Origin of the sequence: Pseudonocardia benzenivorans CB1190 (assembly GCF_000196675.2) — a bacterium.
Lineage (GTDB): Bacteria > Actinomycetota > Actinomycetes > Mycobacteriales > Pseudonocardiaceae > Pseudonocardia > Pseudonocardia benzenivorans.
Window position 1 is genome coordinate 4,628,124 of sequence record NC_015312.1, and the last position, 14,006, is coordinate 4,642,129.

Consider the following 14,006-nt stretch of genomic DNA (forward strand, 5'->3'; position numbering starts at 1 on the left):
GTCAGGTCGTGGCGGCGGCCCGGCGTCGGACGGCTGTCGCCGTGACCGCGGCCGCGGTGGCGGCGGTCGCCGCGAGCAGGAGGAACCCGACGAGGTAGTCCCCGGTGAGCCCGTAGACCAGGCCCATCACCAGCGGCGGGAAGAAGCCGCCGAGTCCGCCCGCGGCGCCCACGACGCCGGTCACGGCACCGACCCGCTCGGCGGGCACCAGCCGGGCGACGAGCGCGAAGACCGCCCCGGTCCCGGTGCCCAGCGCAGCCGCCATGGCGAGGAACACCAGGGTCGCGACGGGCACGAGGCCGAACCGGAACGCGGCCAGGAGCGCGAGCAGCGTCGTGGCGCCGAAGGCCCCGAGCAGGACGGGCACGGGATCGAGCCGGTCCGAGAGCCACCCGCCGACGGGGCGCATGGCGACGGCGAGGACGACGAAGCCGGCGGTGCGCAGGGCGGCGTCGGCCTTGTCGAGGTCGTAGGCGCTCACCAGGTAGGTGGGCAGGTAGACGCTGAACGCCACGAAGCCGCCGAAGGCGACGGCGTAGAGGAACGACAGCTGCAGCGCCGCGGGCAGGCGGAGGGTCGCGCGCAGCCGGTTCCACACGCTGCCCGCGGCCACCGGCCGGTCCGGGCGGTCGCGCAGCAGCAGCCATGCGACGACGGCGTAGGCGGCGAGGATGACGGCGACCAGGTCGAACGGGAAGCTCGGCCCCACCGACGTGCTGAGCTGCACCGTCGTGAAGGAGGAGATCGCCGTTCCGCCCATCCCGACACCGAAGATCCCGAGCGCGAGCCCGCGCCGGGCGGGCGGGTACCAGGCGTTGACGAACGGGACGCCGACGGCGAACGTCGTGCCCCCGAGACCGAGGAAGAACCCGCCGACGAGGTAGCCGGCGAGCGAGTCGGCGAGATGGCCGAGGTAGAGGACGGGCAGCACCGTCAGCAGCGCCATGATCGGGAACATCGTCCGGGCGCCCAGCCGGTCGCTCAGCGCCCCGACCGGGATCCGCCCGAGCGACCCGACGACGACGGGGACGGCGACCAGCAGCGACTGCTCGAACGAGCTGAGGTCCAGCTGTTCGCGCAGGGTGGCCCCGAGCGGGGACAGCAGCGCCCAGGCCCAGAACGTGACGGCGAAGCCGACGGTCGCGAGCGCCAGCATCACCGCCGGTCGCGGTGTGGGCGGCACGCCGGTAGCGGCCTCGGTCCGTCTGCGTGCTGCCGGTCCGGTCACGGTCGTCTCCGATTCCCAGTCGCCCACTCGCCGGTCGATTTCGGCATGGGCCTCCCCCGACGGTCGAGCATCCGGCACGGGCCGCTGTGACCGACAGGGACGATGGTCCGCTCGGTGAGGACCATTGACCGTGCTGCGCCTGGGTCGGATGCTGCCAAGGTCACGTCCGAGACGGTCGGAGGACGGAGGACGGAGGACGGATGACTCTCGACGCCGATGGGGGGCCCGCGCCGCGAGCCGGCACGGACGGTCCGGCTGCCGACGCGCTGCTGAGGGCGGGACGGTTCTTCACCCGCCGCACGACGTCGGACGACCTGCGTGCGGTGTTCGCGCGGGGCGGGCGCGAGGGTGACGTGTTCTACCGGGACCGGTGGAGCCACGACAAGGTCGTGCGGTCGACCCACGGGGTGAACTGCACCGGGTCGTGCTCGTGGAAGGTCTACGTCAAGGACGGGATCATCACCTGGGAGACCCAGCAGACCGACTACCCCTCGGTCGGGCCGGACTCTCCGGAGTACGAGCCGCGCGGGTGCCCTCGTGGCGCCGCGTTCTCCTGGTACACCTACTCGCCGACCCGGGTGCGGTACCCGTACGTCCGCGGCGTGCTCGTCGAGATGTTCCGCGAGGCCAGGGCCCGCCTCCGGGACCCGGTCGCGGCCTGGGCCGAGGTGACCGGGGACCCCGCGAAGCGCCGCCGCTACCAGTCCGCCCGGGGAAAGGGCGGGCACGTGCGGGTCTCCTGGGACGAGGCGGTCGAGATCGTCGCGGCGGCCCACGTGCACACGATCAGGACCTACGGTCCGGACCGGGTCGCCGGGTTCTCCCCGATCCCGGCGATGTCGATGGTCTCGCACGCCGTCGGTTCGCGGTTCATCGAACTGATCGGCGGGGCGATGACCTCGTTCTACGACTGGTACGCCGATCTTCCGGTCGCGTCCCCGCAGGTGTTCGGCGACCAGACCGACGTCCCGGAGTCCGGGGACTGGTGGAACGCCACCTACCTGCTGATGTGGGGCTCGAACGTGCCGATCACCCGCACCCCGGACGCGCACTGGATGGCCGAGGCGCGGTACAGGGGCCAGAAGGTCGTCGTGGTCTCCCCCGACTACGCCGACAACACGAAGTTCGCCGACACCTGGCTGCCCGCGCAGCCCGGCACCGACGGCGCGCTCGCGATGGCGATGGGCCACGTCGTGCTCAGGGAGTTCTTCGTCGACCGGCGGGTGCCGTTCTTCGTCGACTACGTCCGCCGCTACACCGACCTGCCGTTCCTGGTCACGCTGGAGGAGCGGGACGGCGCGCACGTCCCGGGCAGGTTCCTCACCGCCGCCGACCTCGGCGACACGGGCGAGGGCGCGGAGTGGAAGACCGTGCTGGTCGACGGCCGGACCGGGGACCCCGTGGTGCCCAACGGATCGCTGGGCTTCCGCTACACCGACTCCGGTACGGGCCGCTGGAACCTCGACCTGGGGGACGTCGCCCCGCAGCTCACCCTGCTCGACGGTCAGTCGGCCGAGGTCCTGTTGCCCCGCTTCGACGACCTCGACGGCACCGGCGCTGTCCTGCGCCGTGGGGTGCCCACCCGCCGGGTCGCCGGCAGGCTCGTCACCACGGTCTTCGACCTGATGCTGGCCCAGTACGGGGTGCACCGCGAGGGGCTGCCCGGCGTCTGGCCGTCGGGCTACGACGACGCCGCCGAGCCGTACACCCCGGCCTGGCAGGAGGCGATCACGTCCGTACCGGCCGGACAGGTCGCCCGCATCGCCCGCGAGATGGCCGCCAACGCCGAGGAGTCCCACGGCCGAACCATGATCATCATGGGGGCGGGGATCTGCCAGTGGTTCCACGGCGACGCCACCTACCGGGCGGTGCTCGCACTGCTGATGCTCACCGGGTCGATGGGCCGCAACGGGGGCGGCTGGGCGCACTACGTGGGCCAGGAGAAGTGCCGTCCCGTCACCGGCTGGGCCACGACGGCGATGGCCACCGACTGGCAGCGCCCGCCACGGCAGATGATCGGCACGGCGTACTGGTACACCCACACCGACCAGTGGCGTTACGACGGCTACCGGGCCGACGCGCTCGCCTCGCCGCTGGCCGAGGGGAAGCTCGCCGGCCTGCACACGATGGACACCGTCGCCCTGTCCGCCCGGCTGGGCTGGATGCCGTCCTACCCCCAGTTCGACCGCAACCCGCTCGACGTCGCCGACGACGCCGGCGACGGGAACGTCGCCGACCACGTGGCGCGCCGGCTGCAGGACGGGACCCTGCGGTTCGCGATCGAGGACCCCGACGCTCCCGAGAACTGGCCGCGCTGCCTGACGCTGTGGCGGGCGAACCTGCTCGGGTCCTCGGCCAAGGGCGACGAGTACTTCCTCCGGCACCTGCTCGGCACGCACCACAACCTGAACGCCGAGCAGGCGGGCCCGGACCGGCGTCCGCGCGACGTCGTCTGGCGCGGCGAACGGCCGCCGGAGGGCAAGCTCGACCTGCTCCTGTCCCTGGACTTCCGGATGACCAGCTCCACGCTGCTCTCCGACGTCGTGCTCCCGGCGGCCACCTGGTACGAGAAGCACGACCTGAACACCACGGACATGCACCCCTTCGTGCACGCCTTCACCCCGGCGATCGACCCGCCCTTCCAGTCCCGCACCGACTTCGACGCCTTCCACGCCATCGCCCGGCGCTTCTCCGAGCTCGCCCGCACCCACCTCGGCGTGCGCCGCGACGTCGTCGCGGTGCCGCTGCAGCACGACACCCCCGGCGAGACCGCGCAGCCGGGCGGGCGGGTGCTGGACTGGCGGGCCGGCGAGTGCGAGGCCGTGCCGGGCCGCACCATGCCGAACTTCGTGGTCGTCGAACGGGACTACCCCGCGGTCGCCGAGAAGATGGCCGCACTCGGGCCGCTGGTCGAGCGGCTCGGGGTGACGACGAAGGCCGTGACCTACCGGCCCGACGAGGAGGTCGCACACCTCGCCGCGACGAACGGCGTCATGCTCGGCGGCGTCGCCGACGGCCGCCCCGCGATCGACACCGACGCCAAGCTGGCCGAGGCGATCCTCGCCCTGTCCGCCACCACGAACGGCCGGCTCGCCGTGCAGGGCTTCCGGGAGCTGGAGCGGCGCACCGGCACCCGGCTGGCGGACCTCGCCGAGGGCAGCGAGGAGAAGCGGATCCGCTTCGCCGACACGCAGGCCCGTCCCGTCCCGGTGATCACGAGCCCGGAGTGGTCGGGCAGCGAGACCGGCGGCCGGCGGTACGCGCCGTTCACGGTCAACGTCGAGCGGGCCAAGCCCTGGCACACGCTGACCGGGCGGATGCACTTCCTGCTCGACCACGACTGGATGCGCGAGATGGGCGAGACGCTGCCCGTCTACCGCGCACCGCTGGACATGTCACGGCTGTTCGGCGAGAACCGGCCGGGCGACGTGGCCGCGGACGGCGCCGAGGTGACCGTCCGCTACCTCACCCCGCACTCCAAGTGGTCCATCCACTCCGAGTACCAGGACAACCTGTTCATGCTCTCGCTCTCGCGCGGCGGTCCCGTGGTGTGGATGAGCGAGCAGGACGCGGCGGCGATCCGCGTGCGCGACAACGACTGGGTCGAGGCCGTGAACCGCAACGGGATCATGGTGCTGCGCGCCGTCGTCAGCCACCGCATGCCCGCCGGCACCGTGTTCGTCTACCACGCCCAGGAACGCGTGGTGAACGTGCCGAGGTCCGAGGCCACCGGCCGCCGCGGCGGCATCCACAACTCGCTGACCCGCATCCTCGTCAAGCCGACGCACCTGATCGGCGGCTACGCCCAGCTCTCGTTCGCCTTCAACTACCTCGGCCCGACCGGCAACCAGCGCGACGAGGTCACCGTGATCCGGCGCCGCGCCGGCCAGAACGTGGAGTACTGACGATGCGTGTGATGGCCCAGATGGGCATGGTCATGAACCTCGACAAGTGCATCGGGTGCCACACCTGCTCCGTCACGTGCAAACAGGCCTGGACCAACCGCAGCGGCGTCGAGTACGTGTGGTTCAACAACGTCGAGACCAGGCCCGGGCAGGGCTATCCGCGCCGCTACCAGGACCAGGAGCGCTGGCGCGGCGGCTGGGTCCGCAACCGCCGCGGGCGGCTGCAGCTCAGGGCCGGTGGCCGGTTCCGCAAGCTGCTCACGATCTTCGCGAACCCGGTGCTGCCCAACATCCGCGACTACTACGAGCCCTGGACCTACGACTACGAGACCCTCACCGACGCCCCGTTGGGCGACGACTTCCCTGTCGCGCAACCGAAGTCGCTGCTCTCGGGCGAGCCCCTCGCCGTGGAGTGGAGCGCGAACTGGGACGACGACCTCGGCGGGGCACCCGAGCACGGACCGCTCGACCCGATCGTCCAACGCCTGCGCAGCGAGTCCGAGGAGAAGGTCCGGTTCGACTACGAGCGCGCCTTCATGTTCTTCCTGCCACGGATCTGCGAGCACTGCCTCAACCCGTCCTGTGTGGCCTCCTGCCCGTCCGGCGCGATGTACAAGCGCACCGAGGACGGCATCGTGCTCGTCGACCAGGACCGGTGCCGCGGCTGGCGGATGTGCGTCACGGGCTGCCCCTACAAGAAGGTCTACTTCAACCACCGCACCGGCAAGGCCGAGAAGTGCACCTTCTGCTACCCCCGCGTCGAGGTGGGGCTGCCGACGGTGTGCTCGGAGACCTGCGTGGGCCGGCTGCGCTACCTCGGGCTGTTCCTCTACGACGCCGACCGGGTCACCGCCGCCGCGTCCGTCCCCGACGAACACGACCTCTACGCCGCCCAGCTCGACCTCCTCCTCGACCCCGACGACCCCGAGGTGATCGCCGCCGCCCGGCGCGAGGGCATCGCCGAGGACTGGCTCGAGCACGCCCGGCGCTCGCCGGTGTACCGGCTGGCCAAGGAGTACCGGGTCGCGCTGCCGCTGCACCCGGAGTTCCGCACCATGCCCATGGTCTGGTACATCCCGCCGCTCTCCCCGGTCGTCGACAGGCTCGTCGAAACCGGGCACGACGGCGAGTCCGCGCCGAACCTGTTCGGCGCGATCGACGCCCTCCGCATCCCCGTCGAGTACCTCGCGGAGCTGTTCACCGCCGGGGACCCCGCCCCCGTCACCGAGGTCCTGCGCAAGCTCGCCGCCATGCGCTCGTTCATGCGCGACGTCACCCTCGGCCGGGAGATCGACGAGTCCATCCCGGCCGCCGTCGGCATGGACGCCGAGCAGATCATCGAGATGTACCGGCTCCTCGCGATCGCGAAGTACGACGAGCGCTACGTCATCCCGACCGCCTACGAGGGCGAGGCCCACCAGCTCGAGGAGCTCGGGTGCAGCCTCGACGTCGACGGCGGCCCGGGGATGGGTGGCCTCGGCCCGTTCGGCGAGGCCTCGGGCCGTTCCGTCCCGGTGTCGGTCGAGACCTTCCACGCGCTGCGCGTGCGCCAGACGAGCGAGGACGTCGCCGATCCCGGCGTGCGCGGGGCGCGTGTCAACCTGCTCAACTGGGACGGCAAGGGCCGCCCGCCAGGGTTGTTCCCGCCGCCGCGCGAGGCGCCCGGCGAGCCCGGCGACGTCACCGCGCGCGGGTCGGCACCGGATGGGTCCGCCGGGACTGCGGCACCCGAGGACCGCCGATGAACGCCGGGGCGCTCCGCGCGCGGGAGTCCGCGGTCGTCCTGCAGGCGGCGTCGGTCTGCCTGCAGTACCCGGACGAGACCGTCCTCGCGACGCTGCCGCTCGTGCGCAGGGCCGTCCACGGGCTCTCCGCCGGACCGCCGCGCGAGCGGCTGACCTCGTTCCTCGGAGCCGCCGACCGGACCCCGCCCACCGCGCTGGCCGAGCACTACGTCGCGACCTTCGACCGCCGTCGTCGCTGCTGCCTGTACCTGACGTGGTGGAGCGACGGGGAGACCCGCCGCCGCGGCGGTGCACTCGCCGCGCTCAAGGCCCGGTACCGCGCGGCCGGGCTGGACCTGCGCGGCGACGAGCTGCCGGACCACCTGTCCGTCGTCTGCGAGTACGCCGCCACCGCCGATCTCGGAGACGGCCTGGCCCTGCTCCAGCAGAACCGGGCCGGCCTGGAGCTGCTCCGGCTCGCCCTGCTCGACGCGTCCTCCCCCTATGCGGCGCCGGTCGAGGCCGTCTGCGCGCTGCTGCCCGGACCCTCCCCCACGGACGTCGCGGCCGCCCGGCGGCTCGGGCGCGACGGTCCGCCCCGCGAACAGGTCGGGCTCGACCTCGCCCCGTTCGCGGCGAACCCCGGTGGAGGTGGCCGGTGAGTGCGTCGGACGTGCTGCTCTGGGGTGTGCTGCCCTACGTCGTGGTCGCCGTGCTCGTCGTCGGCACGATCTGGCGCTACCGGTACGACAAGTTCGGCTGGACCACCCGCTCCTCGGAGCTGTACGAGTCGCGACTGCTGCGGATCGGGAGCCCCCTGTTCCACTTCGGGCTGCTCGTGGTCGTCATCGGGCACGTCATCGGCCTGCTGATCCCGCGGAGCTGGACCAGTGCGGTCGGGCTCTCCCCCACCGCGTACCACGTCCAGGCCCTCACCCTGGGCGGCGTCGCCGGCTTCTGCACCCTCGTCGGCGTCGGGATCCTGGTCTACCGGCGCCGGACGACCGGGCCGGTGTTCTCGGCGACGACCCGCAACGACAAGTCGATGTACGTGGTGCTGGTCGCCGCACTCGTCGCCGGGCTGGCCACCACCCTGCTCGGCGCCATGGGCGGCGACGAGCACGACTACCGGGAGACGGTCTCGCCGTGGTTCCGGTCGCTGTTCGTCCTCCAGCCGGACGTCGCGAGGATGGCCGACGCGGGTCTCGCGTTCCACATCCACACCCTGATCGGCATGGCCCTCTTCGCCATCTGGCCCTTCACCCGGCTCGTGCACGCCTTCACCGCGCCGCTCAACTACCTCTTCAGGCCGTACATCGTCTACCGCTCCCGCGCCACCGGTCCGGCCGCCAGGCCCCGGCGCCGGGGCTGGGAGGACGTCGGCAGCCGCTAGACGAGTAAGTCCGAACCCGGTCAGTGGTCGTAGGCGATCAAGGATCGGGTGATGGGCTGTCCGGTGGCGCGGTTGTGCCAGATCGCGGGGGTCAGGGCGAGCAGGCGCTGCCCGATCCGGGCGCTGACGCCGTCGATGCTGCGTCCGCCGTGCAGCTCGAGATCGAGTTGGCCCTTGAGGGTGTCGTTGACCGACTCGATGAGCTGGCGGATCGGTTTGAGCAGGTGTTCGCCCGGGCGTGGGGTGCGGTTGCGGTAGGAGGGCCGCAGCAGCACCACGCCACGCTCGGCCAGGTAGGTGTCGAGTTCGCGGGAGACGTAGCCCTTGTCGGCGATGATGGTCAGGCCGGGCCGGTCGGTGGTGAGGGTGGGGTCGTGGTCGAGCACGGCCATCAGGACCTGGCGTTCGTCGAGCTTCGGGTCGGCCAATGCCCAGGTGATCGGCAGTCCGGCCGGGGTGCAGACCAGGTGCAGGCGCAGCCCCCAGAACCACCGCGAGTGCGACGGGCAGTAGCTGTAGCCGGCCCACCCGGCCAGGTTCGAGCGTTTCGCGGTGGGCCGGGAACGGGCGCACTCGACCGGGGTGGAGTCCACGACCCAGACGGGGTCGGCCCACAGGTCGGTGTCGCTGGCCAGCTCGCGGATGACCCGCTTGATCAGTGACACCGCCGAGCGCAGCCGCTTGTTGTAGCCGGACTGGCCCGGCAGGTACGGGAACGCGGCTGGTAGCGCCCGGGGCACGAACCGTAGCCAACGGGCCTCGGAGCGGACTCCCAGCAGCACCTGCGCCACGGCCAGGGTGAGCAGCTCGGCGTCGGAGAGCTTCGGTGGCCTGCCCGGGCGGGTGCGTTTGCCCAGCCAGTCGTCGATCTTGACGTAGAGTGCGGTCAGGAGGGTGTTGAGGTCGGTCGTCACAAACTGATCTTCAACACCCTCCTGTCACGTCCCGGGCCGGCACGCCGTTAGGACTTACTCGTCTAGGTGCCATGCCGCCCGGCACTGTCGGCGACGTGGGATCGGCGGCCCGGCCGCAGTCGGGTCGGCGACCCCCGACAAGGTTGGTCTTCGTCTCCGACGGCCGCGTCCGTCGCCGCGGCAGTCCGGCGCGATGGCTGCCCGCACCTGCTCGTGGCGACATCCGCCGATGACGGTGCCGAGTCGGCCGAAGTCCACGGAGTGTCACCGACGGCAACTCGCTGCCGGTGTCCGCCGGTCCGGAACGGCACCCCGGACACACGGGCGACCCCGCGCAGTCAGGTGACAGACCGTAAACGGCCCGCGGCCGCACGTCCCGGGTCGCGTGGTCCGTCCCGACGCTGCCACGGTCGGCGGTGCCCCCACGGACGCGCCACCGGACCGCCCGGGGACCGGCTCAGTCCGCGGTAGTCGTCGGGCGGGCGCGGAACCGTTGTTGCACGCTCTGCTTGGACGTTCCGTAGAGCTCGCCGATGTCGGCCCAGCGAACTCCCGCCGCCCGGGCCTCCGTGACGAGGTCGCGCTCGAGCTGGTCGGCGAGTAGTCGCAATGTGCGCCCCGCAGCCAGCCGATCGATCTCCGAGGTCGACGACTCGATCTGCTCCACAGTGTCTTTGAGCTGCGCAAACACTTTCTTCTTGGTCAACCCTGTCAACTTCCCCTTGACCGAGCCGCGGTCAATGCTACCTTGACCGGGATGGAACCGAGATTACAACGACGGGTCCGGGAGGTGCGCGATGGCCAAGAAGAAGAAGGGCAAGAAGGGCAAGAAGAAGAAGTAGTCCCCTACGCCGGGGCGGGCCGCCCGGCAACGCGACAGCCGGCCGGGCGGCCCGCACACTCACTGTCAAGGACAGGTGGACCGTGCACCTGGATTCCGGACCATCGACTGCGGCGCCCCTCGCCGTCGCCGACGTACACCTCGCCGCACACGCCGTCGACGCCGCCGTCCGCACCCTCTGCCGCGACCCCGAGTCACGTACGGTGATCGATGCGGTCGACGCGGCCCGCACCGCTGTCGACCACCTTCCCAGCGGGCTCGTCGCCACGACCCTGCACCGCTTGCTCGACACCATCACCGACTGTCACCGAGCGGGCCGGCCGACGTCGAGCCGGCTCGTCGCCCGTCGGGGCGCCGCCGCGCGGGCGGTCCGGCTCGCGCACTGACCGCGGACGGCGCTCGGACGTGCGACCGCCCGAACGAAGCACGACGCGCATCGGGGACAGACGCCTCGAGGTGGCCGGAATCCTCCCGGGCGTTGCCAGGAAGTCACCCGCCGCTCACCCGGGCTTCACTCCTAATGCCGACGGGTGACACCGATTCGGGGTGCACTGTGCCTTCCCCCTCAGGAAGGCTCGTCGATGTCGAAACACCTGGCGAGAGCCGCGCTCGCCGTGGGCGCCACCGCGGCGCTCGCAGTCGCCACCCTCGCGACCGGCACCGCCTCGGCCGCACCGCGACCCGCGGCGGCGACGCCGATCCAGCACGTGGTCGTCATCTACCAGGAGAACGTGTCGTTCGACCACTACTTCGGCACGTACCCGAACGCGACGAACACCTCCGGCAGGCCGTTCACGGCCGCGGCCGGCACCCCCACGGTCAACGGGCTCACCCCGGCACTGCTGACGACGAACCCGAACGGCACCAACCCCCGCCGCTACGACCCCACTGCGGTCGGCGACGTCCTGACCTGCGATCAGGACCACAACTACACCGACGAGCAGAAGGCCTTCGACGGCGGACGGATGGACCGCTTCCCGCAGACCGTCGGCACCGGGAAGGGCACGAGCCCGACGGGCACGCCCTGCGTCGCAGGCGACGTCATGAACTACTACGACGGCAACACCGTCACGGCGATGTGGAACTACGCCCAGCACTACGCCATGAGCGACGACTCCTACGGCACGACGTTCGGCCCGTCGTCACCCGGCGCGTTGAACGTCGTCGCGGGCAGCACCGGCGGGGTCGACATGGCGCACACGTCGATGAACCCGTCCGTCGCGACCGCCTCGGCGCCGAACGCAGACCTCACCCCCGACGGCAGCGGCGGCTACTCGTTGACCAGTGACGCCCAGCCCTACTGGGACGACTGCTCGACCCGCGACGCCATCGCGATGACCGGACGCAACATCGGCGACGAGCTCGACGACGCCGGACTGTCCTGGGGCTGGTTCGAGGGTGGCTTCCGGCCGACGACGACCTTCGCCGACGCGGCGAAGGCAGTGGGCAAGCAGGGGCAGCCGACGGCGACGTTCGTCCCGGACGAGTTCGCCGGTGCCGGCCTGAACACGACCGTGCCGCACTCCTCCGACCAGGGCATCTGCAACGCCGTGCACCCCGTCGGTCCTGCGCTCACGGCGCCGCTGGCCACCGGGACCGGCCAGTACGGCTACAAGGACGACTACATCCCCCACCACGAGCCGTTCCAGTACTACGCCTCCACCGCGAACCCCCACCACCTGACGCTGCCCACCGGAGCCGACGGGACCGTTCCGCTCTCGGCGTTGAAGACCATCGGCACCGACACCCAGCACTCGGTCGGCGGCACGCCGCAGTTCGACACCCCGAACCACCAGTACGACACCAGCGACTTCGACCAGCTCGTCGCCGCGATCGGGAGGGGCGACCTCCCCGCCTCCTCCCTGCCCGCGGTCAGCTTCCTGAAGGCGCCCGGCTACCAGGACGGCCACGCCGCGTACTCCGACCCGATCGACGAGCAGCGATTCGTCGTCGACGAGATCAATGCCCTGCAGAAGACGCCGGCCTGGTCGAGCACGGCCGTCGTCATCGCCTACGACGACTCCGACGGGTGGTACGACCACGCCGACAGCGGCGTGCACAACCCGTCGACATCCATCGCGGACGCGCTCACCGGTCCCGGCCGCTGCGGCAACGGGACCCCGGTCGCGGGGCAACAGGGCCGTTGCGGCTACGGCCCCCGGCTGCCGCTGCTGGTGATCTCGCCGTGGGCCCGATCCAACGTCGTCGACCACACCCTCACCGACCAGTCCTCGATCATTCGCTTCGCCGAGGACAACTGGGACCTCCCGCGGATCCCCGGCAGCACCGACGCCGTGGCGGGCAGCCTCTCGGGGCTGTTCGACTTCACGCCGGCCCACGGCAAGGGCCGAGGCGGCGGGGAGGCCCCGAACAACGGCGCGTTCCTGCTCGACCCGGCCACCGGGCAGCCACTCGGCCACTGATCGCACGCAGGGCCGACGGCGACGACCATCCAGCGGGGCGCACCTCCACGGAGGGGCGCCCCGCTCCCGTCCGCAGGAGGTCGCGCTGGTCGGTAGAGGCGAGATCGCGCAGCGAGTCGCCGCCCGCAGGAGCGCAACCCCACTGTCGTCCTGCCGCCCGACGACGGTGGGGTTGCGGTCGCCCTGACGTCGACGCCCTGCGGTCGTCGCCCCGGCTCGCTCAGGGCCGTTCGCCTGCCGCGGGTATCCGATAGATCCGGCCGGTCGTCGACAGCGCATCGTCGGTCCACTCGCCCCCGACACCCGCGACGAGCCAGCGCAGGATGGCCCACAGGTCGGTGTCGGCGGCCTGCTCGTCGAGGGGTTCGAGACCCTCGACGAGGGCGTTGACCTCGACCCCGGACGGGAACGGCCGACCGGAGCGACCGACGAAGACGAGCTCGTAGACCCGCCCGTCCACGGCCAGCAGACCGGGGGCACCGAGCGGATCCTCGTCGAGCCCGAACGTCGTCGAGAGGAACGACCGGAACCCCGGGTAGTGCCCGAGGTCGGGTTCGGCCAGCAGCGGGACGGCGCGCGTGCGGGGCGGCCGGGTGGTGACGACCTCCACGGTGGCCATCTCAGCTCCCCCCGGCGGAGCGCACGGCGCGGTCCGCGAAGTCGACGAGCAGCGCTCCGATCTCGGCGCCCGAGTCCTCCTGGAGGAAGTGCCTCCCGGTGACGAGATGGGTTCCCTCCGCGTGCGGCCAGATCTCGTGCCAGTGCGCGGCGAAGACCCCGGGCTCGAACACGTCGTCCTCCCGTCCCCAGATGACCGTCGACGGCCGGTGGAGGGCGCGCACCTCGGCCTCGAGCCACCGGAAGTGCTCCGTCTCGATGTCGCTCGGCAGGCCGATCGGGATGGACCGGGGCCAGGTCCAGGTGAGGTCCCGGTCGGCCGGGTCGGACAGGATCGCCTCGTAGACGTGCTGGGCGCCGTCGGCGAAGCGCGCCCTGTCGACGACCGACAGGTACATCCCGCGGCCGGGCATCGCCGCCCGCCTGCCCATCAGGTACGGCCCGAGCAGCGGCGCGTGCAGCGTCCGCCAGGGCAGGACCCGCTGATGGAACTCGGCGGGCGAGGCCGTCCAGGCCCACGTCGACATCACCGCGATCGCCGCGATGCGGTCGGGCCGGCTGACCGCGGCGCCGAGTCCGGTGGGGCCGCCCCAGTCGTGCAGCCCGAGCACCACGCCGCGCAGGTCGAGCGCGTCGAGGAGCGCGACGACGTTCGCGGTGTGGTTGGCCAACGTGTGCGTTCCGTGCAGCGACGGCTTCTCCGACAGGCCGAACCCGATCTGGTCCGGGACGACGACGCGGAACCCGGCCTCGATCAGCGGGCGCATCGTGTCGCGCCACAGGTAGCCCCAGGTCGGGTTGCCGTGCAACAGCACGACGGGTGGGGCGTCCCGGGGGCCCTCGTCGACGTGGTGCATCCGCATGCCGTTGACGCTCACGAACCGCGACGCGTAGGGGTACTCGGCGCGGACGGCGTCCGGTAGCTGGTCCAGGGTGACGATCACAGGGCGGTCTCCGTAC

11 protein-coding genes are annotated in these 14,006 nt (G+C 71.8%); 6 read left to right on the top strand and 5 right to left on the bottom strand.

Annotated elements, in window-relative coordinates:
• Position 1: 1 nt before the first annotated feature.
• Positions 2–1,228: an MFS transporter gene (locus PSED_RS21615; protein WP_013676375.1), complete on the bottom strand. Its 1,227-nt coding sequence runs from the start codon at positions 1,226–1,228 to the stop codon at positions 2–4.
• A 200-nt stretch (positions 1,229–1,428) separates the two neighbouring features.
• Here PSED_RS21615 and PSED_RS21620 point away from each other — a divergent pair, with 200 nt between their 5' ends.
• The 4 genes from PSED_RS21620 to narI are packed head-to-tail and all read left to right on the top strand — an operon-like array spanning position 1,429 to position 8,250.
• A complete protein-coding gene (locus PSED_RS21620) occupies positions 1,429–5,133 on the top strand; it encodes a nitrate reductase subunit alpha (RefSeq protein WP_013676376.1) in 3,705 nt (1,234 codons plus the stop codon).
• Positions 5,134–5,135: 2 nt separating this feature from the next.
• Positions 5,136–6,878, top strand: coding sequence for a nitrate reductase subunit beta (narH, locus tag PSED_RS21625; RefSeq protein ID WP_013676377.1), 1,743 nt, complete (start codon positions 5,136–5,138; stop codon positions 6,876–6,878).
• A complete protein-coding gene (narJ, locus tag PSED_RS21630; RefSeq protein ID WP_013676378.1) occupies positions 6,875–7,519 on the top strand; it encodes a nitrate reductase molybdenum cofactor assembly chaperone in 645 nt (214 codons plus the stop codon). The genes narH and narJ overlap by 4 nt, the downstream gene beginning before the upstream one ends.
• A complete protein-coding gene (gene narI / locus PSED_RS21635; protein ID WP_013676379.1) occupies positions 7,516–8,250 on the top strand; it encodes a respiratory nitrate reductase subunit gamma in 735 nt (244 codons plus the stop codon). The genes narJ and narI overlap by 4 nt, the downstream gene beginning before the upstream one ends.
• Before the next feature lie 20 nt (positions 8,251–8,270).
• Here the strand turns inward: narI and PSED_RS21640 are convergent, their stop codons facing one another.
• Positions 8,271–9,164 (bottom strand): IS982 family transposase, encoded by an 894-nt coding sequence (locus PSED_RS21640; protein ID WP_013676380.1) that lies wholly within the window; start codon positions 9,162–9,164, stop codon positions 8,271–8,273.
• A gap of 457 nt (positions 9,165–9,621) precedes the next feature.
• The gene (locus tag PSED_RS21645) at positions 9,622–9,870 is read right to left on the bottom strand and encodes a hypothetical protein (protein WP_202946303.1); all 249 of its coding nucleotides are present in this window, start codon (positions 9,868–9,870) and stop codon (positions 9,622–9,624) included.
• Positions 9,871–10,088: 218 nt separating this feature from the next.
• Here PSED_RS21645 and PSED_RS21650 point away from each other — a divergent pair, with 218 nt between their 5' ends.
• Complete coding sequence (locus tag PSED_RS21650) at positions 10,089–10,391, top strand: hypothetical protein (protein ID WP_013676382.1); 303 nt, start codon at positions 10,089–10,091, stop codon at positions 10,389–10,391.
• A gap of 195 nt (positions 10,392–10,586) precedes the next feature.
• Positions 10,587–12,428 (top strand): phospholipase C, encoded by a 1,842-nt coding sequence (locus tag PSED_RS21655; RefSeq protein WP_013676383.1) that lies wholly within the window; start codon positions 10,587–10,589, stop codon positions 12,426–12,428.
• A gap of 220 nt (positions 12,429–12,648) precedes the next feature.
• On the opposite strand, the gene PSED_RS21660 is transcribed toward PSED_RS21655, so the two are convergent.
• Complete coding sequence (locus PSED_RS21660) at positions 12,649–13,047, bottom strand: hypothetical protein (RefSeq protein WP_013676384.1); 399 nt, start codon at positions 13,045–13,047, stop codon at positions 12,649–12,651.
• Between the two features lies 1 nt (position 13,048).
• The gene (locus PSED_RS21665) at positions 13,049–13,990 is read right to left on the bottom strand and encodes an alpha/beta fold hydrolase (protein WP_013676385.1); all 942 of its coding nucleotides are present in this window, start codon (positions 13,988–13,990) and stop codon (positions 13,049–13,051) included.
• Positions 13,991–14,006 lie beyond the last annotated feature (16 nt).